This window comes from Bacteroidota bacterium (assembly GCA_026391695.1).
Lineage (GTDB): Bacteria > Bacteroidota > Bacteroidia > Bacteroidales > JAGONC01 > JAPLDP01.
In genome coordinates, this window is record JAPLDP010000073.1 from 1 (window position 1) to 26,886 (window position 26,886).

22 protein-coding genes are annotated in these 26,886 nt (G+C 42.7%); 4 read left to right on the top strand and 18 right to left on the bottom strand.

Annotation, left to right across the window (positions count from 1 at the left end; genetic code table 11):
- Window positions 1-275 precede the first annotated feature (275 nt).
- The 9 genes from NT175_10470 to NT175_10510 all read right to left on the bottom strand — a co-directional run bounded on the left by NT175_10470 (window position 276) and on the right by NT175_10510 (window position 9,932).
- The gene (locus tag NT175_10470; GenBank protein ID MCX6235121.1) at window positions 276-2,321 is read right to left on the bottom strand and encodes a thiamine pyrophosphate-dependent enzyme; all 2,046 of its coding nucleotides are present in this window, start codon (window positions 2,319-2,321) and stop codon (window positions 276-278) included.
- 128 nt (window positions 2,322-2,449) lie between these two features.
- Window positions 2,450-3,673 carry a serpin family protein gene (locus NT175_10475; protein MCX6235122.1) on the bottom strand — a complete coding sequence of 408 codons (1,224 nt, stop codon included), beginning with the start codon at window positions 3,671-3,673 and terminating at the stop codon, window positions 2,450-2,452.
- Window positions 3,674-3,765: 92 nt separating this feature from the next.
- Window positions 3,766-4,557, bottom strand: a complete 792-nt coding sequence (locus NT175_10480) for a carbon-nitrogen hydrolase (protein MCX6235123.1) — start codon at window positions 4,555-4,557, stop codon at window positions 3,766-3,768.
- Between the two features lie 169 nt (window positions 4,558-4,726).
- On the bottom strand, window positions 4,727-5,062 hold the full coding sequence (locus tag NT175_10485; GenBank protein MCX6235124.1) for an MGMT family protein: 336 nt from the start codon (window positions 5,060-5,062) through the stop codon (window positions 4,727-4,729).
- A 76-nt stretch (window positions 5,063-5,138) separates the two neighbouring features.
- Window positions 5,139-5,813, bottom strand: coding sequence for a tRNA (guanosine(46)-N7)-methyltransferase TrmB (trmB, locus tag NT175_10490; GenBank protein MCX6235125.1), 675 nt, complete (start codon window positions 5,811-5,813; stop codon window positions 5,139-5,141).
- An 88-nt stretch (window positions 5,814-5,901) separates the two neighbouring features.
- Window positions 5,902-6,912 (bottom strand): SPOR domain-containing protein, encoded by a 1,011-nt coding sequence (locus NT175_10495; protein ID MCX6235126.1) that lies wholly within the window; start codon window positions 6,910-6,912, stop codon window positions 5,902-5,904.
- A 49-nt stretch (window positions 6,913-6,961) separates the two neighbouring features.
- Window positions 6,962-7,717: a 3-deoxy-manno-octulosonate cytidylyltransferase gene (gene kdsB, locus NT175_10500; protein MCX6235127.1), complete on the bottom strand. Its 756-nt coding sequence runs from the start codon at window positions 7,715-7,717 to the stop codon at window positions 6,962-6,964.
- 9 nt (window positions 7,718-7,726) lie between these two features.
- Window positions 7,727-8,341 (bottom strand): deoxynucleoside kinase, encoded by a 615-nt coding sequence (locus NT175_10505; GenBank protein MCX6235128.1) that lies wholly within the window; start codon window positions 8,339-8,341, stop codon window positions 7,727-7,729.
- A gap of 79 nt (window positions 8,342-8,420) precedes the next feature.
- Entirely contained in the window at window positions 8,421-9,932 is a 1,512-nt protein-coding gene (locus NT175_10510) for a GH3 auxin-responsive promoter family protein (protein ID MCX6235129.1), read from the bottom strand.
- A gap of 428 nt (window positions 9,933-10,360) precedes the next feature.
- On the opposite strand from NT175_10510, the gene NT175_10515 reads away from it, so the two are divergent.
- Both NT175_10515 and ispE read left to right on the top strand, forming a co-directional pair.
- Entirely contained in the window at window positions 10,361-12,316 is a 1,956-nt protein-coding gene (locus NT175_10515; GenBank protein MCX6235130.1) for a carboxypeptidase regulatory-like domain-containing protein, read from the top strand.
- A gap of 85 nt (window positions 12,317-12,401) precedes the next feature.
- Complete coding sequence (ispE, locus tag NT175_10520) at window positions 12,402-13,214, top strand: 4-(cytidine 5'-diphospho)-2-C-methyl-D-erythritol kinase (protein ID MCX6235131.1); 813 nt, start codon at window positions 12,402-12,404, stop codon at window positions 13,212-13,214.
- 4 nt (window positions 13,215-13,218) lie between these two features.
- On the opposite strand, the gene NT175_10525 is transcribed toward ispE, so the two are convergent.
- Together NT175_10525 and tgt are read right to left on the bottom strand one after the other, a co-directional pair.
- The gene (locus tag NT175_10525; protein MCX6235132.1) at window positions 13,219-14,295 is read right to left on the bottom strand and encodes an LptF/LptG family permease; all 1,077 of its coding nucleotides are present in this window, start codon (window positions 14,293-14,295) and stop codon (window positions 13,219-13,221) included.
- Between the two features lie 11 nt (window positions 14,296-14,306).
- The gene (gene tgt, locus NT175_10530; protein MCX6235133.1) at window positions 14,307-15,434 is read right to left on the bottom strand and encodes a tRNA guanosine(34) transglycosylase Tgt; all 1,128 of its coding nucleotides are present in this window, start codon (window positions 15,432-15,434) and stop codon (window positions 14,307-14,309) included.
- A gap of 80 nt (window positions 15,435-15,514) precedes the next feature.
- On the opposite strand from tgt, the gene NT175_10535 reads away from it, so the two are divergent.
- A complete protein-coding gene (locus NT175_10535) occupies window positions 15,515-16,651 on the top strand; it encodes a glycosyltransferase (protein ID MCX6235134.1) in 1,137 nt (378 codons plus the stop codon).
- Window positions 16,642-17,250, top strand: a complete 609-nt coding sequence (locus NT175_10540) for a sigma-70 family RNA polymerase sigma factor (protein ID MCX6235135.1) — start codon at window positions 16,642-16,644, stop codon at window positions 17,248-17,250. Before NT175_10535 ends, NT175_10540 begins: the two co-directional genes overlap by 10 nt.
- Window positions 17,251-17,269: 19 nt before the next feature.
- Here the strand turns inward: NT175_10540 and NT175_10545 are convergent, their stop codons facing one another.
- The 7 genes from NT175_10545 to NT175_10575 all read right to left on the bottom strand — a co-directional run.
- Entirely contained in the window at window positions 17,270-20,005 is a 2,736-nt protein-coding gene (locus tag NT175_10545) for a T9SS type A sorting domain-containing protein (GenBank protein MCX6235136.1), read from the bottom strand.
- Between the two features lie 92 nt (window positions 20,006-20,097).
- On the bottom strand, window positions 20,098-20,856 hold the full coding sequence (locus NT175_10550) for a DUF1573 domain-containing protein (GenBank protein ID MCX6235137.1): 759 nt from the start codon (window positions 20,854-20,856) through the stop codon (window positions 20,098-20,100).
- Window positions 20,857-20,918: 62 nt separating this feature from the next.
- Entirely contained in the window at window positions 20,919-21,614 is a 696-nt protein-coding gene (locus tag NT175_10555; GenBank protein ID MCX6235138.1) for a 4'-phosphopantetheinyl transferase superfamily protein, read from the bottom strand.
- 190 nt (window positions 21,615-21,804) lie between these two features.
- Window positions 21,805-23,040, bottom strand: coding sequence for a dipeptidase (locus NT175_10560; protein MCX6235139.1), 1,236 nt, complete (start codon window positions 23,038-23,040; stop codon window positions 21,805-21,807).
- Window positions 23,041-23,062: 22 nt separating this feature from the next.
- Window positions 23,063-24,484, bottom strand: coding sequence for an aminotransferase class I/II-fold pyridoxal phosphate-dependent enzyme (locus NT175_10565; GenBank protein MCX6235140.1), 1,422 nt, complete (start codon window positions 24,482-24,484; stop codon window positions 23,063-23,065).
- Window positions 24,485-24,623: 139 nt separating this feature from the next.
- A complete protein-coding gene (locus tag NT175_10570; protein MCX6235141.1) occupies window positions 24,624-25,460 on the bottom strand; it encodes a Bro-N domain-containing protein in 837 nt (278 codons plus the stop codon).
- Window positions 25,461-26,052: 592 nt separating this feature from the next.
- Window positions 26,053-26,886, bottom strand: an 834-nt coding sequence (locus tag NT175_10575) for an IS1380 family transposase (GenBank protein ID MCX6235142.1), incomplete at its 5' end; no start/stop codon positions are given.

The window sequence follows — 26,886 nt, forward strand, 5'->3', positions numbered from 1 at the left end:
GAAACAAGATGGGTATTTGGGCTTTTTGTATCTTTACTCATGGAAAAGTTTGTTTAAAAGTTTATACACCTCAAAGATAATGATTATCAATGAGATAACAAACTTTTCCATTTTTTTATGAATAATTCAGGTTAAATCAAAGATCAAAAATCAAAAATTAAATACACAAATGAAAAATAAAAAATGAGTGATTATAATATCCTTTATCCTGATTAATAACAGTTGATTTTGTTTTTGATTTTTAATATGTGTTTTTTATTTTTAATCTTTGATTTTTAATATTTTAACAGCTCTTTTGCCGCTATAAATATTTTTTGTATATCCGGTAAAATCGCCTTCTCCAGTATTCTGTTGAATCCAACGGGAGTGAAGGTAGCACCAACTCTCCGGACCGGTCCATCAAGATGTTCAAATGCTTCATTACCGATGATGGCAGCCAGTTCGGCGCCAAAGCCGGAAAAGACCTTGTCTTCGTGGACAATCAGTGCTTTGCCGGTTTTTTTGACTGAACTGATGATTGTCGCCCTGTCAAGAGGTATCAGTGAGCGTATGTCGATCACCTCTATGCTTGCACCGGTGTCCTTTTCAATCATTTCAGCCGCCCTGAGGCTCATGTGAGTGGTGTTGCCATAGGTGATGATGGTCATATCCCTGCCTTCCCTGCGTATCCGGGCTTTTCCAAAAGGCACTTCAAAATCTTCCGGAACAGGTGCTTCTGCAGCCGGGTCATTATAAAGGGCTTTGGGTTCGAGGAAAAGTGTAATGCCTTTGGACCGTATACTGGTGCGCAGGAGACCTGCTGCATCATCAGCAAAGGATGGATAAACCACCCGTATACCAGGTAAAGTTGTCAGTGTACCCTCCAATGTTTGCGAATGGTACAGCCCTCCGCCAATATATCCTCCTGATGCCAGCCTTATGACGATATTGGGCGAAAACTGTCCGTTCGACCGCCAGTAATCATGTGAGGTATCGACAAGTTGTTCCATCGCCGGCCAGAAGTAGTCGGCAAATTCGGCGCCTTCGATGACGATTCGTATCTTGTCCATGAAGCGGCTCATGCCATTGGCAGTAGCAACGATATAGTCTTCGGCTATAGGGGCATTGAATACACGGTCTTTGCCGAATTCCTGCTGCAGCCCTTTAGTGACATTGAAAACGCCGCCTTTCTCCTGGCTGGCGACATCCTGTCCCCAAAGAAACGTATCGGGATTTAGCCGGAACTCGGCTTTAAGTGTTTCATTGAGCGCTTCAATCAATTTTTTAGATGGTCCGGAGCCATTTGGTAATCCATCGGAATATTTGACGGGATTGTAAGGTTCCGGATATACAAAATCGAAAATGGTTGCTGCATCAGGTTCCGCGGCTGTTAAAGCCTTTTTGTGGGCATCTTTGACGATTTGTTTCACTTCAGTTTCAATGGCCATGAGTTCCTCTTCTGTAAAACGGCCATAACGGAGCAACATTCTTCTGAATTTGCCCATCGGATCATATTCCCTGACGTAATTGATCTCATAGTCATTGCGGTAAAGCTCATGCCGGTCAGAATTGGAATGTGATCCGATGCGGACACAATTGGCATGCACTATTACAGGCTCATTTTTTTCGACAGCATGTCGTCTGGCTTCGATCATGGCGTTCATGGAATCGAAAACGTCTTTGCCATTACAGTATATGATATGCAGGTTCCTGAATCCTGTAAAGTTCTCAGCTACTTTGGCATTGGCTGTCTGGTCGGATTTCGGCACAGAGATACCATATCCGTTATCCTGTATGACAAAAATAACCGGCAGTTTTTCCCTCGAGGCGCCATTAATGGCTTCATAAACATAGCCTTCAGAAAAAGATGACTCACCTTGTGAGGAAATAGCCACTCCTTTATGATTATAATATTTCATTGCCCTGGCCACCCCGACAGCTTGTGATGCATGATTACCGGTACAGGAAGAAACATTATGGATATGCCACGCGGGTTTGGCAAAGTGGTTTGACATGTGGCGTCCGCCGCCGGCGACATCGGTAGCCTTGGAAATACCGTTGAGAATGATCTCCTCAGCCGTCAGGCCTGCTGAAATAACAGTCAGCATATCCCTGTAGTACGGAAATAGATGGTCTGTTTCCCTGTTGAAAACCTGGCCTATAGCCAGCTGGATGCCATCATGGCCGGCATAGGGTGCATGATATGACCATCCCAGCGCCTGCTTGAGGTAGTTTGGAGCACGATCATCAAGGGTGCGGCCTAAAACTAACAAATAATACCACTTTTTAAGGATTTCCCCGGAGACGGTTTTGATGGTTAGTTTTTCGTGATCATCTGTCATACCGAGATATTTTTTTACCATTATCCCTGAAAGGAATAAGGTTAAACAAAGTTAAAGAATTGACCGGAAATATAACAATTATCGCGACACAGGATTGCACGAAATCATCTCTGATAAAACAAAACCTGCTATATCTCCGGCAGCACAACCTTACCAATAAAAAGCAAAGTGTTGGATGTGCGTTCACGGATAGCAAAAATAAAGGGCTTATACACAGTGAAGGATGGATTGGCACTGGTCAGTTCTATTCCTATTGTTGTTACTGCTGCAGCTTCAGTGCCTTCTTCGTTGACTTCAATAAACGTGTTTTGTTTGACGAAGCTCACAAAGATATTGGCATCCGCGATCCCTGAAAGGTTTGCCAGATAGGGCTCAAATGCATCCACCATACCTAAGCTTTTTAGCTGGTCGTTTAACACCTTTTCGTAATCGAACCTGAATCGGGGCATCACAATATCATAGGATGAAAAATCCGGAATGGAATCCAGCCTGGCGGTAATGTCATTCCAAAGCTGATTATTAAAATTGCCAAGAAATTCATGCAGCGTTATCCATGGTTCGATTATCACCATCGAAAAATTCTGACGGCCATAGGGCATTTCAAGAACTGAATAGTCATGGTCATTAATAAGTCTGGTCGCCACATTGCCTTTCATCATGGTCACAGTAATGGTTGTGCCGTCATCCAGGCAGAATATTCCGGGGGAAGTTGAGTTTTCGTCAAACCGTGTTGTCCAGATTCCTTTGAAATAGAGAGCATTCATCAGGAACATGACCGCATCGGGTGAGATTTCATCAAGTACCTTTTCTATTTTTCCATTTGTGTTTTCGCTTGCCCATCCATTGATAGTTTCAAGTGCCGATGGGCTGCTGAAATCCAGTGCTCCTGCAGCGGCATTGAATACCGTCGTCAAGGTATCGAGAAAGCTGGTATAAACCTGAAAATCAGTCCTATACCAAACTGCGTTGGCAAGTGCCAGATTAACCTCAGGATCGACTTCAAGCAATTGTGCCAGCAGACTTTGGTATGTGGCGTTAACTTCACCGATTGTCAATCCTTCATATCCCAGCATCTGGTGGATTTGACTGTAGGTATCGCTGCTACAGCCATTCAGCAGCATGGTAAGAGCTGTGCTGGCACTTAAAGGGGAAAGCATCATATTGCCTGGCTCACTAGTTGCCGTTGCTTTAAAAATATTGATCCCGAAGCTGTTGCTCCGGGAGATGACTTCCTGTGCTTTATAGGGCAGTGAAAGGGGCTTTGGATTAAGAATCTTACCTGTTTGTTCTTTCTCACATCCGGCAAACAGAATTAGAATAACCGGAAGAATAAACGAAGAGCTGTGTTTCATATTGCAAGTGACTTAGGTTAGTTAAATGTGAATTATAACACAATATCGGGAGGCGAAAAACTATCAAATTTTGTACCAAAAGGAGATGCTCTTTAGCGTATCAAATCACTATATTCCTCAGGCCGCCGGTCGCTTAAAACACTATTGCGTATGGTCACCATCTTATCCCTGGCTTCCCGGGGATCAATAGTTGCAAAGATAACCTCTTCCTTTCTTTCCGATGTCATGCTGATAACAATTCCTTCGGTGTCAGCGATAAACGACTTTCCGGTGAAAGTGATGTCACCTTCAGTCCCGACACGGTTAGCTGTAACCGTAAATACCCTGTTGACGAGGGCATGAGCCGGCACCACTTTTTGTGCATAGGGCAGGACGAGGTTGGAAGGATGGCAGATGATATCAGCACCTTTTAATGCCAGTATCCGCCATACTTCGGGGAATATCCAGTCGAAGCAGATGAGCATGCCGATTTTGTAATCACCCAGATCAAAAACAGGCAAACCCAGGTTACCTCTTGTGAAATAATCTGCTTCATTGAGGAACAAATGCAGCTTGCGGTATTTGCCGATAATCCCATTCCTGCCAAGAAGAATAGCTGAATTATAGATCTTATCACCTTCACGTTCATTGAAGCCAGTCACCATATATGTACTCAGGGAATTACAGGTGGATTGAAGAAAATCGAGATACCGGCTATGCCCTGTTTCTTCTGCCAGGGCAAAAGCCTGGTCTTTAGAAGTAAAATTATAGCCGGAATTGGCAAGCTCAGGCAGGACGATAAGATCGGCTGATTTGATCTGTTTAAAAAGAAACTTGAGTTTATCAATAGTTTTATCCAGGTTCCCTAGTACAGGTGAAAACTGGATGATTCCGACGTTGATCATTGATTCAATGATTTCAAGGTGTTATGGATCGAAAAATATTTCTTGTCAGGATTGCAAAGTTAGATTATATAACCGCAAAGTTCGCAAAGAAGGCGCAAAGGACGCCGAGGCACTATTTTAAATGCCTTAGGGTTTGTAAACGAATGGAATTTATCTGTGCCGGCTTCCATCACTGTAACTCTTTTGCCGGATCCCAAAAGTGTTTTTCAAAGTCTACTATCTGATCATCTATAACTCTGATTCCCTCACTTTCGAGGAGTTCCTGCATGACGGCCGGACCTCCAAAATAGCGTTTACCGGTCAACAGGCCATTTCTGTTCACAACGCGGTGGGCAGGGATGTTGTAATCGGCGCAGTGTGAGGCATTCATGGCCCAGCCCACCATGCGGGACGATCCTCCGGTGGCCAGATAGTTGGCGATAGCACCATAGGAGGTCACACGGCCATAAGGAATGAGCCTCGCAACTTCATAGACTTTTTCAAAGAAGGAGATATCTTCAGGCATTTATCTTCACGATTTTATTTGGCCTCACCCCCCGTCCCCCTCTCCTCAAGGAGAGTGGGTGAAGGGGGTGAGGTGATCAATTCTTTAATCGGAATCTAAGATAACTAATTTTCAACCCATCTTTCAGGAACATATCTTCATAGAATGTCCTGATGGTGGCGGCCACTTCATCAGGTGCAGTTCCGTAAAGATCAGTGGTTGAAAATAACAGCTCATGCATATTTTCGGAGATCACCCGCAGGGCATATTCAAATAACAAGGGATTATCAGTTTTAAGATGGATGATGTGATCATCTTGGAGAATGGTTTTGAACAATTCGAGAAAATCGGGTGAGATGAGGCGTCTCCGGATGGTATATCTTTTTGGCCTGGGGTCAGGGAATGGCAGCCATATCTCACTGACCTCGCCAGGGCCGAATAAAAATCCTATCAACTCGATCCTGGTGCGTATGAAGGCTACATTGGCCATTCCCTGATCTCTTGCCGTCTTGCAACCCTTCCACATCCGAGCCCCTTTGACATCTATGCCGATATAATTTTTATCAGGATAATGCGGTGCCAGCCCGACCGTATACTCACCTTTTCCGCAACCCAGCTCCAGTACCAGAGGATAGCCATTCCTGAAATAGTCATCACTCCATTTACCTTTATATGGAAATATGGAATTGCGCAGCTCCTTGTATGTAGGTTGAAAAAAGTTGGGGAAGGTCTCGTTCTCTGCAAACCTGATTAATTTTTTCTTAGGCACAATACAATGTTTAATTATCCAGTAACTCTCTGTAAAAACCTTGTCCAGAGCCAGCTCCTGGATTCATACCAAGCGATTTATAAAGCTGTCATTATTTTTTCAATATCCAGGCATCAGGATTTTCTGAAGATTTGATGACTGCAAGCCCTTCAAGAGCAGCTGTTTTGCTTGTGAACATCTGGTAAGAGATCCGGAAAAGCCCTGAGCCCGTTGTATCAACCATTTCGGGCTGGTAACCCTTTTTTTTCAGATTTTCAATCAACGTCAGCGCATTTTTCTCATCCCTGAAAGCACCTGCCATCACATAATATTTATCTCCGGTGGATGTAACAGAAGCCTTGTCAGTAAATGCAGGCTGTATTGTCATACTCTGGGTGGTAGGTGTTTTAATAAAAGGAGAGTTATAGGTGAATGAAGTTTCATCGTTTTGTGCCGGTTTGGGTGATACCGGAATTTCTGTAGAATTTTTTACAGGATTTTTTTTGAAAGAAACCACACCTGTATAATTGGTATAAAAATCTGTAATAGCCTGGTTATTAAAATATCCCCATGCCAGAAGGGCAAGTAATGGTAATGCGAGAAAAGCTGATTGCCTGATGATTTTTGCAGGTTTTCCCCGCTCTGATTTATGTGTTCTGTCAGTAAATCTGATAGCAGACTGTTTGTGTACAACAGGCTGCCGTTTTATCGCCGGCGATGTAAACCTGGTCAGACCATAGGCGTCGTTAAGGTAATTGACGTGTGTATCCGGAATAAACTGTATACTTCCTTCAGCGTTAAGTCTGAATGTTCCAATGTTCTCAAAAACAAGGCTTTGATTTCGACGGAGCGTATCATGGCAGACCTCCGTGAATGTGGAAATGTGATTTAAAGCTTCCGTAAATGAAATACCTTCCTTTTCAGCGATATAATTTGCCAGAAGCCCGTCATTCCTTTTGAGGTTTGTGTTGAAGAGGACATCTTTTGAAGGAGGTGAAAATGTATGGTGGACAGGGTGAATCCTGGCCGGAGTGTAACTCGTTATGAATCCTCCGAAGCCGGGGATGATCACACATTCGTGTTCGTATAACAGGTCACTCACAAAGTGGTCTATCGTCCTCATTACGTCACTAAATTTTAGCAGGCTAAATTACAATGGTTAGAGGTCTAATTCAAGACATGTTGGTAAATTTTGACAAATCCTCCGGTATGTCAACTGAAATATTCTCATATTCAGTAAGTTGGACATAGATGCTGTAATTATTCTCCAGCCATCTGAGCTGTTCGAGGGCTTCGGCATTTTCGAGTGAGGAGGGTGCCAGTTTGACTATTTCATTAAGGATTTCAGCCCTGAACGCATAGATGCCTGTATGTTTGAAAAAATCATGCCGCTGAAGCCACTCTGTCTGTTTTATGTCCCTCAGAAAAGGTATGGGCTGACGGCTGAAATAAATGGCATTGCCGGATGCGTCGATGATGACTTTGACGACATTGGGGTCGAACAGTTCATGGGAAGAGTCTATTTTTTTCATCAGGGTTGCTATAGTGACAGAAGGATTATTGAAACATCCGATAACCTGGTCGATTTGTGCGGGATTCAGGTAGGGTTCGTCGCCCTGTATGTTGAGAATCACATCGAACCTGTTATGAACAGGATCGGAAGCGACAATTTTCTGGATGGCTTCATGGCAGCGGTCGGTGCCACTTTTGTGGAGGGGCGATGTCATGATGACCTTTCCTCCGAATGACCTGACATGATCCTCGATACGGACATCATCGGTGGCGACGACCAGGTATGACAGTGTGGCAGAGCCGGAAGCCTGTTCATAGACCCTTTGAATCATCGATTTACCATTTATCATGGCTAAGGATTTGCCGGGAAAACGCGTGGAGGCATATCGTGCCGGTATGATGCCGATATATTTCATCCGTTGTGGTTAAAACAAACCAAACAATTCAGCATGGATCTTGTCGATGACCATGCCCAGGTCTTCAGGATTTTCGGCGACATTTATCTTATCCACATCAAAAGTGATCAGCTTGCCGAGTGTATATTTCGATATCCATGCTTCATAACGTTCATTGAGGCTTTTCAGGTAATCGAGACGTATAGATTCTTCATATTCCCGGCCTCTTTTCTGTATCTGATTGACCAGCGTGGGCACTGAAGCACGCAGGTATATGAGCAGGTCAGGAGGCTGGATGAAAGAGCTCATAAGTTCAAAGAGAGAAATATAGTTCTCAAAGTCCCTGGTCGTCATGAGGTTCATGGCATGCAGGTTGGGTGCGAAGATATAGGCATCCTCGTAGATGGTCCTGTCCTGCACCACCGTCTTACCGCTCTGCCTGATTCTGATGATCTGGCGAAAGCGGCTGTTCAAAAAGTAGATCTGTAGGTTGAACGACCACCGTTGCATGTCCTCATAAAAGCTATACAGATAGGGATTAGACTCGACATCCTCGTATTGGGCTTCCCAGCCAAATCGTTTGGCTAACAGCCCGGTGAGGGTTGTCTTACCTGAACCAATGTTACCGGCTATAGCTATATGCATGATCAATCAGTATTTTAAAAACCAGAGTGTAAAATAAAGGAAAAATAAACATATTCGCAAAAGAGAGGAGAAAATATGATTAAATCATGACAAGAATTTCTTCAACAAATTTCCTGTCATTCGACAGCCGCGGGACTTTGTTTTGTCCGCCAAGTTTACCCTTCTTTTTCAGCCAGTTATAGAAAGTGCCTTCCGGTACCTGCCTGATGACAGGCCGGCGCAATACCATATTCTGGAAACGTTTAGCTTCATAATCCGAGTTTAAAGCCATCAGGGCATGATCAAATGCATCAGTGAAGGCTTCCATATCCGCCGGAGTGGTCGCAAATTCAATGAGCCATTCATGTGATGCATTATGGTTATCATCAAAATAAATAGGTGCGGCGGTATATTCATTGATAGCTGCGGGACATTTCTGGCAGGCGATGGTGAGCGCTTTTTCGGCATTATCCACAATGACTTCTTCGCCGACAGCATTGATGAAGTTTTTAGTCCGGCCGGAAATCTGTATCCTGAATGGATTCAACGACGTAAACCGGATGGTATCGCCGATGATATACCGCCACAATCCGGCATTGGTGCTGATGACCAGGGCATAGTCGACCTCTTTCCTGACGTCGGCAAGTGTCAGCAGGTTAGGATGACTGCTATCGATCTGGTCATGAGGCATAAACTCATAAAAGATACCATAGTCCAACATCAGAAGCATTTCGTCGGAATTTAGCTGATCCTGAATGCCAAAGAATCCTTCGGAGGCATTATAGGTTTCGATATAATTCATTTTTCCGGAAGGAATGATTTTCCGGAATTGTTCCCTGTAAGGATTAAAGTTGACACCTCCATGGAAAAAAACTTCCAGGTTGGGCCACACCTCATGGATGGATGATTTTCCTGTTTTCTCAAGCACTTTTTTCAGAAAAAGGAGTGTCCATGATGGAACGCCGAGCAGATTGGTGATATTTTGCCCGGTAGTGACTGTGGCCATTTTTTCAATCTTATTTTCCCAGTCTTTCATGAGGGCAATGTTCCGCCCGGGTGTTCTGGCCAGTTCGGCCCAGATGGGAAGGTTTTTCATCATAACTGCCGAGAGGTCTCCGTCATAATAGTATCCTTTGTCGGTATTGTTCCGGTTCAGGCATCCTCCCATGCCAATACCTTTACCATCAAACATGCGGCTACCGGGGTAATTATGAAAATATAGGGCGAACAGGTCCTTGCCGCCTTTAAAATGGCACTCTGTCAGGGCTTCTCTGGACACCGGAATATATTTACTCTTGTCGCTGGTGGTACCTGAGGATTTGGCAAACCAGCGCGTGCCGCCAGGCCAGAGAATGTCCTTTTCACCATTCTGTATCCTGAAAATATAAGGTTTCAGGGAATTATAATCATTCACTGGCACTCTTTCCCGGAACGACTCTATGCCGGAGATGAAACCGAATCCGTATTGCCGGCCCCATTCGGTGTTTTTTGCGGTATCAATTAAATTTTTGAAGCACCTCTCCTGAATATCAAATGGATTATCCCTGAAGTGATCAATAGATTTAATCCTTCTTTTTAAGATGCCGGTTAGAACCGTATTAATTAGCTGCATCGCATGTAGAAAAAGCGAGCAAATATACAATTTATAGTTGAAGCGCAACCAGTTTATAGTTGAAGCACAACCAGTCAGGAATCTGTCATCCTATAAAAGTCCTATTCCCATCTACATTTAGTGACCAATATATTGAAAGCTCAAGAAAATAAACACGTTATGAAAATTTTAAATGGCCTCACCCCCCGTCCCCCTCTCCTCCATGAGAGGGGGTGAAGGGGGTTAGGTGGTTTTTTTCATACTTTTTATTAAAATAGCAATTGCTAAATACATTTATATTCATTATATTTGTGGATGTAATTCAAGATTTACTTTTAATGCTTACTAAGAATAGCCGCCTCATCACCTTTTTCTTGATAATAGCCTGTGCGTTTATCATTCAGGCCAGAGGTACGGTGCAAATTCATACACATAAATCTGCACAACCGATGCCTGAAGCGATTTCGATCGACTCATGTCTGCCTCCGGCCAACTTTTCGGTCGATGTGTACAATATGGATTATATCTTAATTACCTGGGATCCTCCACAGAACTGCCAATTTTACCAAAATGGCAGTAATGCAGGATTTCAGGGTTGGCTGGAAATACCAACAGCGGGAAAAGATAATGCAGCGTCAAGGTTGGTTTTAATTGGTTATAATCTTTACGTTGAGAACCAGGGAGTCTCATTTTTAAATGCTGACTGTGATTCCATATTATTCGGCCCCTTTGAAGCTGGAACATATTCATATTCACTGTCGGCTGTTTATGACAGTTGTGAATCATCGCAGGTTACTGATAGTGCTACCATACTTCCAAAGGGTACGATTCAAGGTATTATCACAGATTATGAAGGCGTGCCTGTCGAAAATGCCTGGATTGAGACATACCCTCAAACTTACTCGGTATTTTCAGATAGTGCTGGTTTCTACTCTATTTATATTCCAGTTGGTGTATATGATGTTATTGCCGCCGGAATGTATTACAGCACTAATGCTGAATATTGTCTTGACGTACTGGAGAATGATATACTTGTTTTAGATATCGTCTTGTACCCTTTAGCACCACTTGGTTTTCTGCCATTTGAAGAAACATGGCAATATGGAATGGAGGATACTTATTGGTCAATGGATCCAGATAATAGCAATTGGAGTTTATCCGATGATGTGGGAAATCCTGAACCCTGTGTGCAATTTAACTGGGCACCTACCCAAACCAATTACTCACATTTGTTGATGTTGAGCATTTATAATGCTCCTGGTTGGTACTATGATACTTTAAATATATCGTTTGACATTAGCTTAAATAACTATTCTAACACAGGAACTGAAAAATTAGCAGTTGAAATGCTGACTCTCAGTTCATGTGATCCTTCCTCATGGTTTGTTGTAGCGGAATTTACCAATAAATTCGAGTTTGATTGGAAACATATTACAATGGTAGTTCCAAATAGTTTTTTTCCATCCTGGGAACCGGTCTTTCTTCGATTCAGGGCACATGGATTAGATAGTTATCAGATTAATGACTGGTATATTGATAATATTAAAGTATGGATTCCCGAAATAGCTCATTTAAAGGGGATTGTTACCGACATTTTAACAGCGGAACCTGTTGATGGTGCTAAAATTACTGTTTATGGGTATAATCCGGTATATTCGGATGACAGTGGCTATTATGATATTAGTGTAGATAGAGAAACATACGAAGTTAAGTGTGAAGCTTCTGGTTATGATCCTATTGAGAAGGAAATATATATTGACAATATTACAACCTGGAATATACTTTTATTCCCTTCAGTCCATCCGGAAATGGAAATTTCACCTTTGAATATTGTAAAATATATAGCACAAGGTGCTTCCTGCAATGAAAGTATTGAAATACATAATTCCGGAAATGGTTCCCTGGTATGGAATGCCACAATAATTGAAGATACTACTATGGATAATTCAAGGAATGTGGAATGGCTGAATCTCAGCGATACAATGGGACAGGTTGCACCATTTGATGTCCAGGAAATTATAATGCAAATTAATTCTCAGAATTTCGATTTTGGAAGCTATTCTGCGAATATTGTTTTCACTCCGGAGCTGAATATAGGAAATGGCACTGTTGAAGTTACTCTGTTCGTGGGCCATACCGATATTGACGAAAACGGAAACCACAGGTTTAACTCAGTGTATCCTGTTCCTGCTATTAACAGGATCAATTTTATTTTAACCGAATATTTCAATTCTCTCGAGATATATTCCATAACCGGGGAAAGGATATATCTTTATGATAATCTGGAACGAGCCTATTCGTTGAATCTGGATATCACTTCATTTGATCCCGGGATTTATCTGTTCAAATTTTCTGATGAGGGTAAACCTGTCTTTACGGAGAAAGTAATAATCTTAAAACCTTAAAGTCAGAGGTTGATTTAGAAATAAATCACACCATTATTGGGAAGTTTCCTTTATTTTTACCTGTGATAACATTTTAATCATCAGTATGGTCGTTTTTCCTCATTGTAAAATCAACCTCGGACTATGGGTCACCGGTAAAAGAAGCGATGGCTTTCATGACATTGAAACTGTTTTTTACCCGGTGAAACTCTGCGACATCCTCGAAATCATTAAGTCAGACACTGATGATGTTACATTCACCTCAAGTGGTATTGAAATTCCCGGGGATGTTGCCGGTAATTTGTGCATTCAGGCTTACCGGCTGCTTACAAAAGATTTTTCCCTCCCGCCGGTGCGGATACATTTGCACAAGGTAATTCCCATTGGTTCAGGCCTGGGTGGCGGCTCATCGGATGGCGCCTACACCCTGCGGGTGCTGAATGAACTTCTTAAGTTGAATCTGTCATTGGAGCAACTGCAGGTCTATGCCCGCCAACTGGGCAGCGATTGTGCATTCTTCCTGCAAGATGCACCTGCATATGCCCGGGAAAGGGGAGACCACCTGGAACGCGTAAATGTAAATTTATCCGCATATACTATCACCATTGTAAAACCTCCCGTGCATAGCAGCACTGCCCAAGCTTATGCCATGATCCAACCGGTAAAACGAAAAACAGATCTGAAACAGATCATTGCCCGGCCGGTATTGGAATGGAAGAATACGTTAGTGAATGATTTCGAGGAGTCGATGGCTTTGAAATTTCCCGAAATCCGTACGATCAGAGATAAGCTTTATGATGCAGGTGCTGATTATGCTTCCCTGTCAGGCAGCGGTTCGGCAGTGTACGGGATTTTTAATGGTGAGCCACCCCTCTCTTTATCATTTCCCGGATTTTACTTTTGGAAAGATACTCAATAGTCTCTTATTTCGGGGCAATCCGTACCAGCACCACTGCCAATGCCCCGAAGAAGACATTCGGCAGCCAGGCAGCCCAGAACGGTGGGAGATTTCCATATGTCGCATATACTGAAGAAACCTGCATGAAAAGAATATACGTGAAGGTGATGGTGATACCAATGCCAAGATTCATGCCTATGCCTCCCCGCACCTTGCGGCTCGAAAGAGAGAAACCTATGAAAGTAAGGATAATCGTGGCAAAAGGATTGGCAATACGTTTTTGCTTGGCCACAATATATTCGACGACCTTCTTAGTCCCTTTCATTTTTTCATCTTTGATGAACCGGTTCAGGTCGGCAAAATTCATCGTGATCACATCTTCCACCTTAAAAGTAAAATCTTCCGGTTTAAGGTCCATTGCAACCTTCTTTAACTTGCCTTTTGAGATAGTTTCCTTCAGGCCGTCAATAGTCCTTTCAGCATAATTATACACGCTCCAGTTGCTTGTCAGGCTGTCCCATACAGCCTTTTCAGAGGTAAGTTTATAATAGAGACCTTTTTTATTGATCTTTTCGAGTGAAAATTTATGTCCTGTGGCAGTCAGGGCATTATAACTTTCTACATAAATATAAGTTTCAGGGGCCACCTGTAAATGAATATTGATATCCCTGGTGCTTCGGGGAGCGCTAACGTATTTTTCTTCAAATGCCAGCAATGTTTTATTCGTCTGAGGGATGACGAAATTAGCCAGCAAAAATGACATCACAGCAAGGAATATCGATGAGATCAGATAGGGGCGCATGAGCCGGTTATAGCTGATGCCGCTGCTCACGATGGCGACTATCTCGGTATTGGCTGCCATCTTGGAAGTAAAGAAAATTACCGAAATAAATGTGAAGAGGTAAACGAAGAGATTGACAAAATAAGGAATAAAGTTCAGGTAATAGGAGAAGATGATTTCTTTCAGTGGCGCCTCTTTCAGGATGAAATCATCAATCTTTTCTGAAAAATCAAATACCACGACAATGACGATAAGCAGCGCAATGGAAAAGAAAAAAGTACCCAGGAATTTCTTAATGATATAATAATCGATTTTTTTCATCACTGCCATAGCTATATTCTTTCCTGCAACCGGTCAATTATTTTTTTCTTCCATTCTCCGAAAGTTCCGTTTACGATTCTGTCACGAGCTTCTTTCATAAGCTTTATGTAGAAGTTCAGATTATGGACAGTGGCAATCATGGGGCCGAGCATTTCTCCGGCTACGAACAGGTGCCTGAGAAATGCCTTTGTATACTCCCTGTCGGCAAAAACATCCCCATCTTCATCAATGGGTGAAAAGTCGAATTTCCATTTTTCATTTTTGATGTTGATGATGCCGTTCCATGTAAACAGCCAGCCATTGCGTCCGTTACGGGTGGGTATCACACAATCAAACATGTCGATGCCCAGTGCGATGCTTTCAAGAATGTTGGCAGGTGTTCCCACACCCATCAGATAACGTGGTTTGTCAGCCGGAAGTATAGAGCAGATCACTTCGGTCATTTCATACATGGTTTCGACAGGTTCGCCCACTGACAGTCCGCCAATGGCATTACCCGGCGCCTGATAACCGGCAATGGTCTCTGCCGATTTGATTCTCAGATCTTTGTAAACACTGCCCTGGACAATAGGAAACAAAAACTGTTCATGACCATAGGCCGGCCTGGTATCGCTGAATCTGTCAGTACATCTCCTGAGCCAGCGGTGTGTAAGCTCCATGGAATGGCGTGCATAAGCATAGTCACAGGGATAGGGTGTGCATTCGTCAAAAGCCATGATGATATCGCCGCCGATTGACCGCTGGATGTCGATGACATTTTCCGGTGTAAAAATATGTTTTGATCCATCGATATGTGAATGGAAGTGAACACCCTCTTCTTTAAGCTTACGCTGGCTGCTGAGGGAATAGACCTGGTATCCACCGCTGTCGGTGAGGATGGGTTTGTCCCAGCCAATGAATTGGTGCAACCCGCCGGCTTCTTCAATCACTGTAATGCCAGGCCGTAAATAGAGGTGGTAAGTGTTACTAAGGATGATCTGCGCTCTGATATCTTTTTTGAGCTCACGGAAATGTATGGCTTTTACTGCCCCTGCCGTGCCGATTGGCATGAAAACAGGCGTCAGAATGGTACCATGGTCTGTGGTGATCGTACCGGCGCGGGCTTTGGTGTCTTTATCAGTATTGTTAATTATATACAACTTACTGTTATTAAAATTTGATTCAAAGATAAATTTTATTAGATAAGAATAAATATTTTTGTCCGACAACAACAGGGTGAATGGACCTCTCTTACTTTTTTTCCGACTCTATACTTTTAGCGGCATTTCTTGTTTTTCTGATTTGTACCGTTATCCAGCTGGTATACCTGTGGTTTGTATACGGACGGCTGGCCTTTTATGCCATGATCCAAAAACCTCAGGGCTCCCTGCCCGTTTCGGTTGTTTTATGCGGCAGGGAGGTAACACCGGGCATGGAAGAAAGCCTTATAAGCATTCTCAATCAGGATTATCCTGATTTCGAGGTCGTCGTCGTGAATGAATCACCCGAAGAGGATATCCGGCTATACCTGGAGAGCTTATCGAGGAACTATTCCAGGCTTAAAGTTGTTAACATCGGTGAGAATCTGAATTTCTTCAGGGGACGGAAATTCCCTCTGTCTATCGGGATAAAATCGGCTAAAAATGATATCATACTTGTCACCGATATTGATTGCATGCCCTGCAGTGATAAGTGGATAAATGGAATTCTATCAAATTTTGATGAGCAGACCGGTATCGTATTGGGTTACAGTAATTTAAAGCCAAAGTTGGGATTGATAAACCAATGGCTTCGCTTCGACAACCTGCAGGCTGCTGTTAAATATCTTTCTTTTGCTATCTGTGGTGTGCCTTATATGGGTGTCGGAAGAAATCTGGCCTACCGGAAAGAACTGTTTTACAAAAGCCATGGTTTTATATCACATTATACTCTTATCACAGGTGAAGATGACTTGTTTGTGAATGCGGTTTCTAATGCGAAAAATACACGCATTGAGATCAGTCATGACAGCCAGACACAGTATGAAGGGAAAATACCATTCCTGGGATGGTTGCTACTTAAAAAGAAGCAGCTGGAAACACAGCGCTTTTATAAATCACGCCATAAGCTGCTGCTGGCAATAAACTCTTACAGCCTTTTCTTCTTTTATGCCGCTTTCATTTTCCTTCTTGTTTATACTCCCGGTCTGTGGATACCCATCCTGTCAGTCTTCGGGGTCAGATTCCTCAGCTACCTTTTCATCCTGAAAAAGTGTATGTTGAAATTGAAAGAAAAGGATTTATTGTTGATATCTCCTGTGTATGAAGTATTTTTGTTATTAATAATATTGTTTTTAAGACTATCGATCATCTTCGTCAAAAGCAATAAATGGAAATAAACTCCAATCTTACCGAGAAGGCGGAGCGGGATTATAAACTGGTACTGCAGGCTATCACGCATGGTGATCAAAGAGCTTACGCTGAGCTGATGAATAATTACCGGGATTCGCTGTATTTCATGCTTTTGAAGATGACCAATGACCCAGTAGATGCTGACGATCTCACCATTGAGGCTTTTGGTAAAGCTTTTAAAAACCTCAGGCAATATACTCCGGATTATGCTTTCAGCACATGGCTTTTTAAAATAGCTTCCAATAATTGTATCGATTTTATCAGAAAAAAGAAAAAGAATATCCTGTCATTAGATAAACAAATGGAGGGTGAGGATGGGGGCGATTTTACGACCAGCCTGCAGGCTGAAACCTTGGATCCGGAGGAAAATTATATTAAAAATCAGAAAATCAACCTCATGCGGGAAGTGGTTGATAAGTTGAAACCACATTACCGTGAACTTATCGATCTCCGGTATTTTAAAGAATTTTCATACGAAGAGATAGCCGCAAATTTGAATTTACCGTTAGGTACCGTTAAAGCGCAGCTTTTCAGGGCACGGGAATTTTTATATCAAATCCTCAAGGGTGCGCAGGAGAGAATATAACTGAATAGTCAGCAAGGTTTTATTTTATCATCAGTTTTTTACAAATCCGATAATTTACCGATTGAATCCTGATCAAATAGATTCCATCGGCCAGATGATCGGTCTCCACCGGGATTATGATTCCATTTTTTGAGTCAGGGCAATGCGTTTCCATGATTATCATCCCATACATATTGGTCACAGCCAGGTCAAATGACTGCAATCCTTTAACTGACACATAGATCTTATCTTCAGCCGGATTGGGATAAATAGTCACGGCTTCATCGTCAATAATTTCCGGCAATCCAACGCAGTCATTAAAGGTAATTGTAATGGAATCTATACCCCGGCATCCGTTATAGTCGGTAATTGTGACGGACAACAGAGCTGATCCGATGCCTGTACCGGTGGTATCCACCCATATGACAGGGTCGGTATAACCACCCGGCGACCAGAGATAACTGACAGTTCCCGGAGTGGTTGCATCAAGCATGATGAACTCGTTCTGGCATACCGTATCATCAGGGAAAGCGATGATCTGGACACTTGGTATGTTGTGGACCGTAACTTTCACCGAACCGTTAACCGTATTGTAGCCATCACTGACCTGCACAAGGTAATCGGTAGTATTTCCTGGTGAAACCAGAGGATCAGGATCGGAAGAGTAAAATCCGGGAGGAAAAGATGACCAGGTATAGAAATAATCACCTGAGCCACCGGATGCATATGCATGCAGTTGTGCCGTGTCGCCTAAACAAATTTTGTTAGGATCTGCAACAACGGTGACCTGCAAAGGATCACCCTCAACATATACATTTAGCGAGTCGGTGTCGCTACATCCGAATAAAACATCACTGACGGACACTATAAATTCAACCGATTCGAAAAGGTTAATGGTTGAAGGATTTTGAATTTCCGGATCGACCAGATAAAAAGCAGGCGACCATATAAATGCGTAATTACCTGATCCTCCGCTTGCTGTGCTTTGAAGAACCGTACTTGTGCCATAAGGTATGGTGATATCAGCTCCGGCATCGGCAATAGGTGACGTATTCACAATGACCATGATTGAATCACCGGCTGTAGAAAATCCATCGGAAATGGTAATAATGTAAAGGGTTGTTAGATCAGGGTAAACGACTGGTGCAGGCTGACTGGAGTAAAATCCTGGGGGGATAGATGTCCAGAAATAATTATAATTACCCGATCCACCTGTCGGGATGGCTTCAAGTTGTGAAGAATCTCCTTCACATACAGCACCAGGGTGTGCCATGGCTCTTACCGATAAAGGTCCTCCTGTAATATATACAGCGACTTCATCCTGGTCCTGGCAACCGGTAAACAAGTCGGTAACGGTTAAAGTGAAAACAGTTGTTTCAGTGAGGTTGATAGTAATGGGATTTTGAACGGACGGATCAATCAGCGCCTCTTCCGGTATCCAGTAAAAGGAATACATTCCTGATCCGCCAGTCGCATTGCCTGAAAGCTGTGTACTTGTCCCGTAAGGAATATATACATCCTGCCCTGCATCAGCACCTGGATTAACCTGGATAATGAGATTCATCTGATCGGTAGTGTCAGTGTTGCAGGGAGGAATCGAATAAGCGGTGAGTGATAATGTGGCAGAACCTGCGATGATATCCGCTTGTCCGGGCATATAAATGGCCGTAGTCGATGTGGGATCATCGAATGTGCCATCCCCTGATGTAGTCCAGAATATGTATCTGGCATGAGAGGAAGAACCCATGGTGGTATATTTGCCACCCTCGCAGATGCTGTCATCATTCCCTGCGTCAACTGCCGGCAAAGGGCTAAAATTCAGATTCAGGTGATCTTGTGCAGAATCCTGGCATGGTGAAAGAGGAAAAGCGGTTAGCATTAGCTGAACAAAGCCACTGGAAGTGTCATTTTCACCCGGAGTGTAGTTCGTTGAAAGTAAAGTGTCATTCCCGAACTGACCGTCACCGTTGCTTGTCCAATGAACTGAAGTATAGTACATGGCATATCCTGATAAAGGTAGTATTGCATCCTGGCAGATGGTGGTATCATTGCCAGCAAAAGCCAAAGGTGGCAAGAGAACCGATACTTGTACGGTATCGGTCTGAGTAGATTGCCCATCATTGACTTCCACGATATAAAGGGTTGTATCTACAGGATAAACGATGGGATTTTGTTCTGATGAAGAAAATCCCTCCGGCAGTGAGGACCAGAAATATGTATAAATGCCTGAGCCGCCTATGGCATCGGCATGAAGCTGGGAAGAGGAGCCAATGCATATCACAGGTGGGATGGCTGTGGCGACCACCAGCAAGGCAACTGAAGCATTTAAGCTCGTCAGGGATGACAGTCCACTGGATACAAATGTTCCGTCATAATTGGGTAATGACTGGTCATATTCAGCAATAGCATCAAAATCCTGAAGATACTGCCAGGAATAGATCTTCCAGTTCAGCGTTTCCCCGGAATTAAAGCCATCCTTAATAGTCGTCAGGAAATCGTCGCCATAGGCGACAACTGCAACATTGATGTTTCCGTACCATTCAACAGCACCTCCGCAAATAAGAGAATCATTGCGTGTAAAAAACACACCGATGTAATCACCAGGTGATATAGGTACATCATTGATAGCAGGTTGGGCAGAGAGAGTAATGGCAATAACATGGGATATGGGTGTGATGGTATAATTCCAGCCTGGTGGCAGGTTTTGACCTGAGCCATATCCACGGCTTAATATCAGAGCCAGAAAAATAAACAGCAATTTTAAATATTGTTGCATATCAAGATTTTTTCACCGAAAAGGTTTGCACTCATCAGAAAATTGTTAAAACCGTTTCAAAATCCCATAACAAAAGTAAACCTAAATCACTTTTACTCGACTATACCGGTAATTGTTAGAACCACTTCAGGCTGATATGGATCATTTGAAACAACGGTCACGGTTTTCTCCTCTTTACCCTGACGTCCTGCAGTATCAAACATCACATCAATAGTGCTTATTTCACCGGGCTTCAGTAACTCTTTTTCTGCCTCTGTAGCGGTGCATCCGCAACTTGAAACCACGTTCCTGATGAGCAGATCGGATTTGCCATCATTCCTGAATTCGAAGCTATACTGAACGATGGTTCCCGGCTTTAGAGTGCCGAAATTATATGTGTTGGCGGTGAATAAAATTTTCGGCGCATTTTCAAGCTGCTCAGGGGTAAGGTACGAGAAATCCTCACCTATTTCTGGTGCAAGAATGATGGTCTTATCCGGCTGAACGGTATCATTTGTTGCGAGGAAAAAGACATCAAAGGTTTTACCAAAAGTATTTTTTTTGACTGCATCATAAGTGATGATGACTTTTCCTTCCTTTTGGGGTGGTAAAATAGCAGGTATGATTTTTACGGTGATGAAAGACGGCACCTGAATAGCTTCAAGTGGCATGGGTATATTTGACGCATTGAAAAAAGGCAGACTGTCGGTCATCACCTGGTTATTTTTTATGCCCGGAAAATCCAGCCTTATAGAGTTAAACCAGAGGTTTCCAACCTTCAGATGATAAAATGATTTGATCCAGTCAGTCTGTGCGAAAAGCTGCAAACTGCAAATGACAAACAGAAAAAACAATGCTGCTATCTTTTTCATTCAACTGATTCTATCATGAATAAACCACACATTCTCCTTAACAGTCATGTATTGATCATTGATCATTGATCATTGATCATTGTCATCAAGTCTTTTATGTTCAGAAAAGAAACATGTTTTGTCATTTCCTCTTCAAAAGCGCAGACTGCCATTTTATATTTCTGATCCAGATCATAAATCTTCAGATGAATCTTGTTTAGTGTATCATCCGGGATAATTCTGAATTCATCACCGACTTTTTGTATCGTAAAGCTATTCAATGTTTTTGTCAGTCCTTTGCCAAGGGCTTTCAGGTAACTCTCTTTCAATGTCCAGAGTTCAAAAAAGTAATGCACACGGTCATCTTCATTTTTTTTCATCAGGTCGCTGAATTCTTCTTTGGTGAAAAACCTTTCAGCAATTTTCAGTTTATAGGGTCTGATTTCTTCAACATCTATGCCGACAGGGGCAGATGAAACGGCACAAACCACCCATTGTCCTGAGTGAGAAATATTAAAATGGATATCCTGATGATCCCGGAAAAATGGTTTGCCTTTTTCAGTATATTCAATAATAAGGTAATGCGATGGAGTATTTTCTTTTTGATTGATGATGGCGCGAATCATCAGTTCACCCAAGAGGGAACGTTGGATATCCTCAGGCCGGATATAATGAAGAACCTTCTCTCTTGATGATAGTGGCAGCTTTTCAAGGAGTGTGTCCTTTAGTTTCAGGAATTCCTCCTGAGGGAGTAATGTTATAGCAAATACTTCTACCATGTTGAATTATATTAAAGATGAGGTTGTCTCTTAAGCTCTTGGTGTTCCTTAGTGATTTCCTTAGTGTTCCTTTGTGGTTAATCTAATTTCTTTTAACACAAAGTTTCACAAAGGAGACACAAAGGAGCACAAAGTCAGTACAGTAATTTTAATCACTTTAAAAACAGACTCATCAATGAATGATACTAATCTATTTAATTTTTGATGCATAATCTTCACCTTCCTGCATGACCCGCATCAGGTTGCCGCCCCAAATTTTGCGGATATCTTTGCCGGAATACCCTCTTTTAACCAGTTCTATTGTCACGTTAGCCATCTGGCTTGCGTCGTTGCAGCCATCAACGCCGCCACCGCCATCAAAGTCGGTGCCGATACCTATGTGGTCGATACCTGCCACTTTCATCACATGATCAATATGATCCACCACATCGGCAACTGATGCTGGTTTTTCAGGGTAAAGTTTATCAATGGCATGCCACTCCTGCCAGGCTTGTTTGCTTTCTTCATCGGTTAAATTTTCAAAATGGCGATATTTTTCTTCCAGTGCCTGGTGTGCTGAGTCCCTGACCGGATTGGGCTCCGGCTTCCTGAGGTAGTCACTCAGGAAGCACATCTGGATCACTCCGCCGTTTTCTGCCAGTTTTCTCAACATGTCATCGTCCAGGTTCCGCGGGCTGTCGCATAGCGCTCTGGCACAGGAATGTGAAGCAATGACAGGAACTTTCGACGATGCGATCACATCATAAAAGGTTTTATCGGATGCATGTGAAATATCGATCATAATACCTAAACGGTTCATCTCCTTTATCACTGCCTTCCCGAAATCGCTCAGCCCATTATTTTCAGGACCGTTTTTGTCGGTGGAAGAATCACAGATATCATTGTTCTTCGTGTGACAGAGGGTAATATACCTTGCGCCGAGGTTATAAAATGTCTGTATCATAGATAGGTCATTACCAATTGGGTAACCATTCTCGATGCCAATGAAGATGACTTCTTTTCCTTCCTTCACCAGCCTGTATGCTTCTTTTGGTGTAGTTGCAATACCAGCTTGTCCGTGATATTTTCTGACTTCGGCAAAGATGGTGTCGAAGATGGCGAGGGCTCTTGTTTTTGCCTTTAAATTGCCTTCCGGTGTGCGTTCATTCTGACCGATGAAAACAGCAAAGAAAGCTGCATCCAACCCGCCTTCTTTCATCTTTTTCAGATCAACTCTGGGTGTTTCTTTTGTCAGATCCGTATTCTCAAGCAGATCGGCGTTTCCGCGGAACAGATCCAGCGGGGTATCAGTGTGCGAATCAACAGTGAAGGCTTTTTTGTGAATCCTTAGTGCTTTTTTGATCAGGCTGTCGCTGGCATCAGGCTGCCAGCAAATAAATACCAGTGCCACGACAAAGGCCGATAGGATGATTACTTTTTTTTTCATTTTTGATGTTTTATCTTTCCTGTCAATAAATTGAACGGGCTGTTCGCTTTATCAGTTCCAATGCTTCATCCACATGTCGCTGCTCCACGTTGGTCTGCGATGTGACCATTCTTATGGTATACCTGCCATTCAGTTTTGTATGCGATAAGTATACCTTTCCCGATTGGTTCAGCCTGGTAAGTAACTTTTCATTGATGGTATTCAGCTCATTATCATCACTGAGGTGTTTCGGTTTATACCGGAAACAAACGGTATTCAGCAGCACAGGCACCATCAGTTCAAAATCGTTTTCCATCGCAATTATATCTCCCACGCTTTTTGCAAGTCCGATATGATGACGGATCTTCTCCTGTATGCCTTCCATGCCAAGATTACGGATGACGAACCATAATTTAAGAGCCCTGAAACGCCGTCCGAGGGCGATGCCCCAGTCCCTGTAATCATTAACCTGTCCTCTCGATTTTGTCTTGAGGTATTCGGGCAATATTTCAAAGGTCCGGATGAGCAGTTCCTTATCTTTTACAAAATAAGCTGAGCAGTCAAAGTTGGTGAACATCCATTTGTGGGGATTGAACACAAAGCTGTCGGCGAATTCGATACCGTTGATCATCCATCTGAATTCGGGAAGCACAAGGGCTGTGCCGGCAAGCGCCGCATCGATATGTAGCCACAGGTTATACTTCCGGCAGACCTGTCCGATCTCCGTGACCGGATCGACGGCTGTTGAGCCGGTTGTTCCTATTGTGGCGACAACGCAGAAGGGTTTTTTCCCGGCTTCAATATCTTTTTTTAACGCTTCTTCCAGCGCTTGTGTATCCATTCTGTACAGATTGTCGACAGGAACTTTTATAAGGTTTTTTTTGCCCAGCCCGGCTATCTTGATATCTTTTTCAATGGATGAATGTGTTTCGGTAGAACAATATGCCCGCAGGTCTTTAAAATCTATAAATCCTATATCGTTAATCCTGAAATCAGATATCCTTTCCCTTGCCGTGATGATGGCACAGAGCGTGGCTGTGGAGGCCGTATCCTGGATGACGCCATCCAGGTATGATGGCAGTCCCGTCATCTGTTTCAGCCAGTTCATGACCCTTTCTTCGAGTTCGGCGGCAGCCGGTGATGTCTCCCACACCATGCATTGTGCACCAAGCGTGGCGGTGAGCATCTCGGCAAGAATGGAGGGATAGCTTGAATTGGCCGGAAAGTAAGCAAAAAAGTTTGGACTTTGCCAGTGTGTCATTCCCGGCAGGATGATATTCTGAAAGTCAGCCATGATCGCATCCATGCTTTCACCTTTTAATGGAGGATTGGCAGGCAGTTGCTCATATATCTCGCGTGGTTTTACCTGTGATTTGACAGGGTATTTCTCTACCTGTTGCAAGTAATCGGCCATCCAGTCGACAAATTTGTGGGCATGATGACGGAATTCATCAGGATCTATCATCTTGGATCTTTTTGAAGAAAGCAAAATTACAAGAAATAGAAATGGGATGACATCTCGTTCGAGATGTCATCCCATTTTAACCTTTTACGAGATTAGGTTTGAGCGATGGCACGGGCGGCTTGTAAATGTGTATGCTTAATTAATTTTCTCCCTTTCTTAATTGTTTATTTTTGGTTGATTCGGGTAAATAATTTTCCTTGGTAACGACTTTCTTACCGGTTCTTTGTTCTAATTCTTTTCTTGCATTGCCAGCAACATTACCGCCTTGTCTTGCTGTTTTTTTGTTTTCGATAAATCCTTTTGGGCTTTTAGTCTTAACTATTTCAGTTGTTGAGGCTTCGCCAAGCATTGAAAAAATCAATTCAAGGTCAGTCATATGGTCACGTAAATTTTGACTTTTCAAACCTTTGATTTTCTTGTATTCAGAAGGTGTCAAGCCAAATGTTGCCTTAGAGATTTCTGCGGTTAAAATTGCATATTCAAGTTGTTCTCTAACCCCTCTGGTTTTCCATTCTTCAGTCAAATCCTCACGAATGGCAATGCCTCGCATCCGTTTTTCAATCCAGTCGTCTGGATATCCTTTTGCTTTATACAATTCACGTGTCCGTTGTGTTGCTAATTCAGGATTTTCAATTTCTTCTAGTCTCTCAGAACCTACTTTTGCTAGCCAAAGTTTAAAAGGTTCCGCTTTCGGAGATGGAATTGATTGAATTATTCTTAATAGTCCTTGAGCATTTGCAGCCTGTACTTTGCGTTTTTTCCCATCAGCAGCAATCATTTCAACTAGGGGACAAATTGTCCCCCAGTTGGAGTTAAGCTCCAAATCTCGTTTTTTCATTTTTTTGATGTAATCCTTAACGTCCGTTGTATCAGTTAATAACTGAACTACATCTTGAACCGAAAAATACCACTTTTGATCAAATTCGCTCCAAACTGTCCGTATTTGCTTGCTTTCAAAAAGTTTAATATTGCTCATGTATTTTTCATATTTCGTTGCTAATTTACAATATTTTTAATGGAATAAATTAATGTCAAATTTACTATTGTATGGCCTTTTGTTAATTAAAGTTTTATCAACATTACGAAAATCATTTATATCTTGCTTGCCAGATAACAAAAAATGAAGAAACGATTTGTTTTGAAATCGACAAGTTTGCATAATACTAAGTAACCTTAAATAATGGATAGTTATGACTGCGCTGTATGATTTTGAAATATCGCCTTGTAGTTTTAAATGTTTCACAATTATTTCCGCAGGATTATTGTGCCATAAAATATCATCGTGATTTAACCTGAATTATTCATAAACCCAAGATTCGGATAAAAAGCCATACCATTTTCAGGACGAAGACGTAAAATTACACAAACCGGGATACTTTGTAAAATATTGATGCAGTCTTTTGCCCGGAAAAAGCTTATGGGTTCAGGTAAAATTCTTCAAAAATCGCCGTTACTAACAGTTATTTGTGGTTATTACCAATGTTCTTCGCGTCCGCTGTGCGGTTTCTGGGGGTTATTCTGTAAATCTGATGATTTGGCTGGTGTTTTCCGGGGTTTTCAACAATGTGCTAACATCGTAACACGTTGAAGATACCCAGGCAATTTGCAACCACTTCCATATCCGGAAACTGTTTTGGGAACTCTATTTTTATCCGGGTCTTCATTTCCTTTATATAGGCGGCAATCTTGATCAGGCGCAACCGGATGGTCTTCATTGTAGCGTTAGCATACCCGGTTGCCCGCAGGGTTTCACTGCGCAGGGCGTGCAAGAGGACATAGGCAGCGGAATGCATGAACAACCGGAACTGATTGGCTTCAAAACGGCTGCACGACATGCGGTCGGATTCCAGGTAGGTTTTGCTTTCCTTGATATACAACTCCATTTGCCCACGTGCACAATAACCTTGTTCATACAGGGCCTTGGTCCTTATGCAACGGATGTCGGTTACCACGTACCGGACATTGGTTCCCTTTTCGCTCACTTCTACTTTTACGATTACGCGTTGGGGTTCACTCCATGAGTCTGCTGCATAATCAAAACTATGGTACCGTTTTACCGGTTTGCCGGTACTTTTAAACTGTTTCTCTGCCGAGTCAATGGTTACTCTTGCCAGTTTATTGAGGGATTTATTGCCTGTAAGCCCGGTAAGAAAATGAACCCGTTGACAGGTGCTTGTCCAGGCCATCAGTTCTTTGCTGCAGAAATGACCGTCGCCACGTACAATAATCATCGTGTTTTTCCACACCTCACGCAAATGGACAATAATCCGGTGTAAAATGGAAAAAACATCTGCGGTCTTACTTCTGCGGCCTGGTTTCAATATGGTGGTGATTAATTTTCCGCTCAAGCCTTCATAGATATGTAAGGGCATATAACAGTATTCTCCATAATAATCATTAAA

What these genes read in the sequence shown, in the direction of transcription:
- NT175_10470 (MCX6235121.1), bottom strand. Translation starts at nt 2,321, where the DNA reads ATGACAGATGATCACGAAAAACTAACCATCAAAACCGTCTCCGGGGAA.
- NT175_10475 (MCX6235122.1), bottom strand. Translation starts at nt 3,673, where the DNA reads ATGAAACACAGCTCTTCGTTTATTCTTCCGGTTATTCTAATTCTGTTT.
- NT175_10480 (MCX6235123.1), bottom strand. Translation starts at nt 4,557, where the DNA reads ATGATCAACGTCGGAATCATCCAGTTTTCACCTGTACTAGGGAACCTG.
- NT175_10485 (MCX6235124.1), bottom strand. Translation starts at nt 5,062, where the DNA reads ATGCCTGAAGATATCTCCTTCTTTGAAAAAGTCTATGAAGTTGCGAGG.
- NT175_10495 (MCX6235126.1), bottom strand. Translation starts at nt 6,912, where the DNA reads ATGAGGACGATAGACCACTTTGTGAGTGACCTGTTATACGAACACGAA.
- kdsB (MCX6235127.1), bottom strand. Translation starts at nt 7,717, where the DNA reads ATGAAATATATCGGCATCATACCGGCACGATATGCCTCCACGCGTTTT.
- NT175_10505 (MCX6235128.1), bottom strand. Translation starts at nt 8,341, where the DNA reads ATGCATATAGCTATAGCCGGTAACATTGGTTCAGGTAAGACAACCCTC.
- NT175_10510 (MCX6235129.1), bottom strand. Translation starts at nt 9,932, where the DNA reads ATGCAGCTAATTAATACGGTTCTAACCGGCATCTTAAAAAGAAGGATT.
- NT175_10515 (MCX6235130.1), top strand. Translation starts at nt 10,361, where the DNA reads ATGCCTGAAGCGATTTCGATCGACTCATGTCTGCCTCCGGCCAACTTT.
- ispE (MCX6235131.1), top strand. Translation starts at nt 12,402, where the DNA reads ATGGTCGTTTTTCCTCATTGTAAAATCAACCTCGGACTATGGGTCACC.
- NT175_10525 (MCX6235132.1), bottom strand. Translation starts at nt 14,295, where the DNA reads ATGAAAAAAATCGATTATTATATCATTAAGAAATTCCTGGGTACTTTT.
- NT175_10535 (MCX6235134.1), top strand. Translation starts at nt 15,515, where the DNA reads ATGGACCTCTCTTACTTTTTTTCCGACTCTATACTTTTAGCGGCATTT.
- NT175_10540 (MCX6235135.1), top strand. Translation starts at nt 16,642, where the DNA reads ATGGAAATAAACTCCAATCTTACCGAGAAGGCGGAGCGGGATTATAAA.
- NT175_10545 (MCX6235136.1), bottom strand. Translation starts at nt 20,005, where the DNA reads ATGCAACAATATTTAAAATTGCTGTTTATTTTTCTGGCTCTGATATTA.
- NT175_10550 (MCX6235137.1), bottom strand. Translation starts at nt 20,856, where the DNA reads ATGAAAAAGATAGCAGCATTGTTTTTTCTGTTTGTCATTTGCAGTTTG.
- NT175_10555 (MCX6235138.1), bottom strand. Translation starts at nt 21,614, where the DNA reads ATGGTAGAAGTATTTGCTATAACATTACTCCCTCAGGAGGAATTCCTG.
- NT175_10560 (MCX6235139.1), bottom strand. Translation starts at nt 23,040, where the DNA reads ATGAAAAAAAAAGTAATCATCCTATCGGCCTTTGTCGTGGCACTGGTA.
- NT175_10565 (MCX6235140.1), bottom strand. Translation starts at nt 24,484, where the DNA reads ATGATAGATCCTGATGAATTCCGTCATCATGCCCACAAATTTGTCGAC.
- NT175_10570 (MCX6235141.1), bottom strand. Translation starts at nt 25,460, where the DNA reads ATGAGCAATATTAAACTTTTTGAAAGCAAGCAAATACGGACAGTTTGG.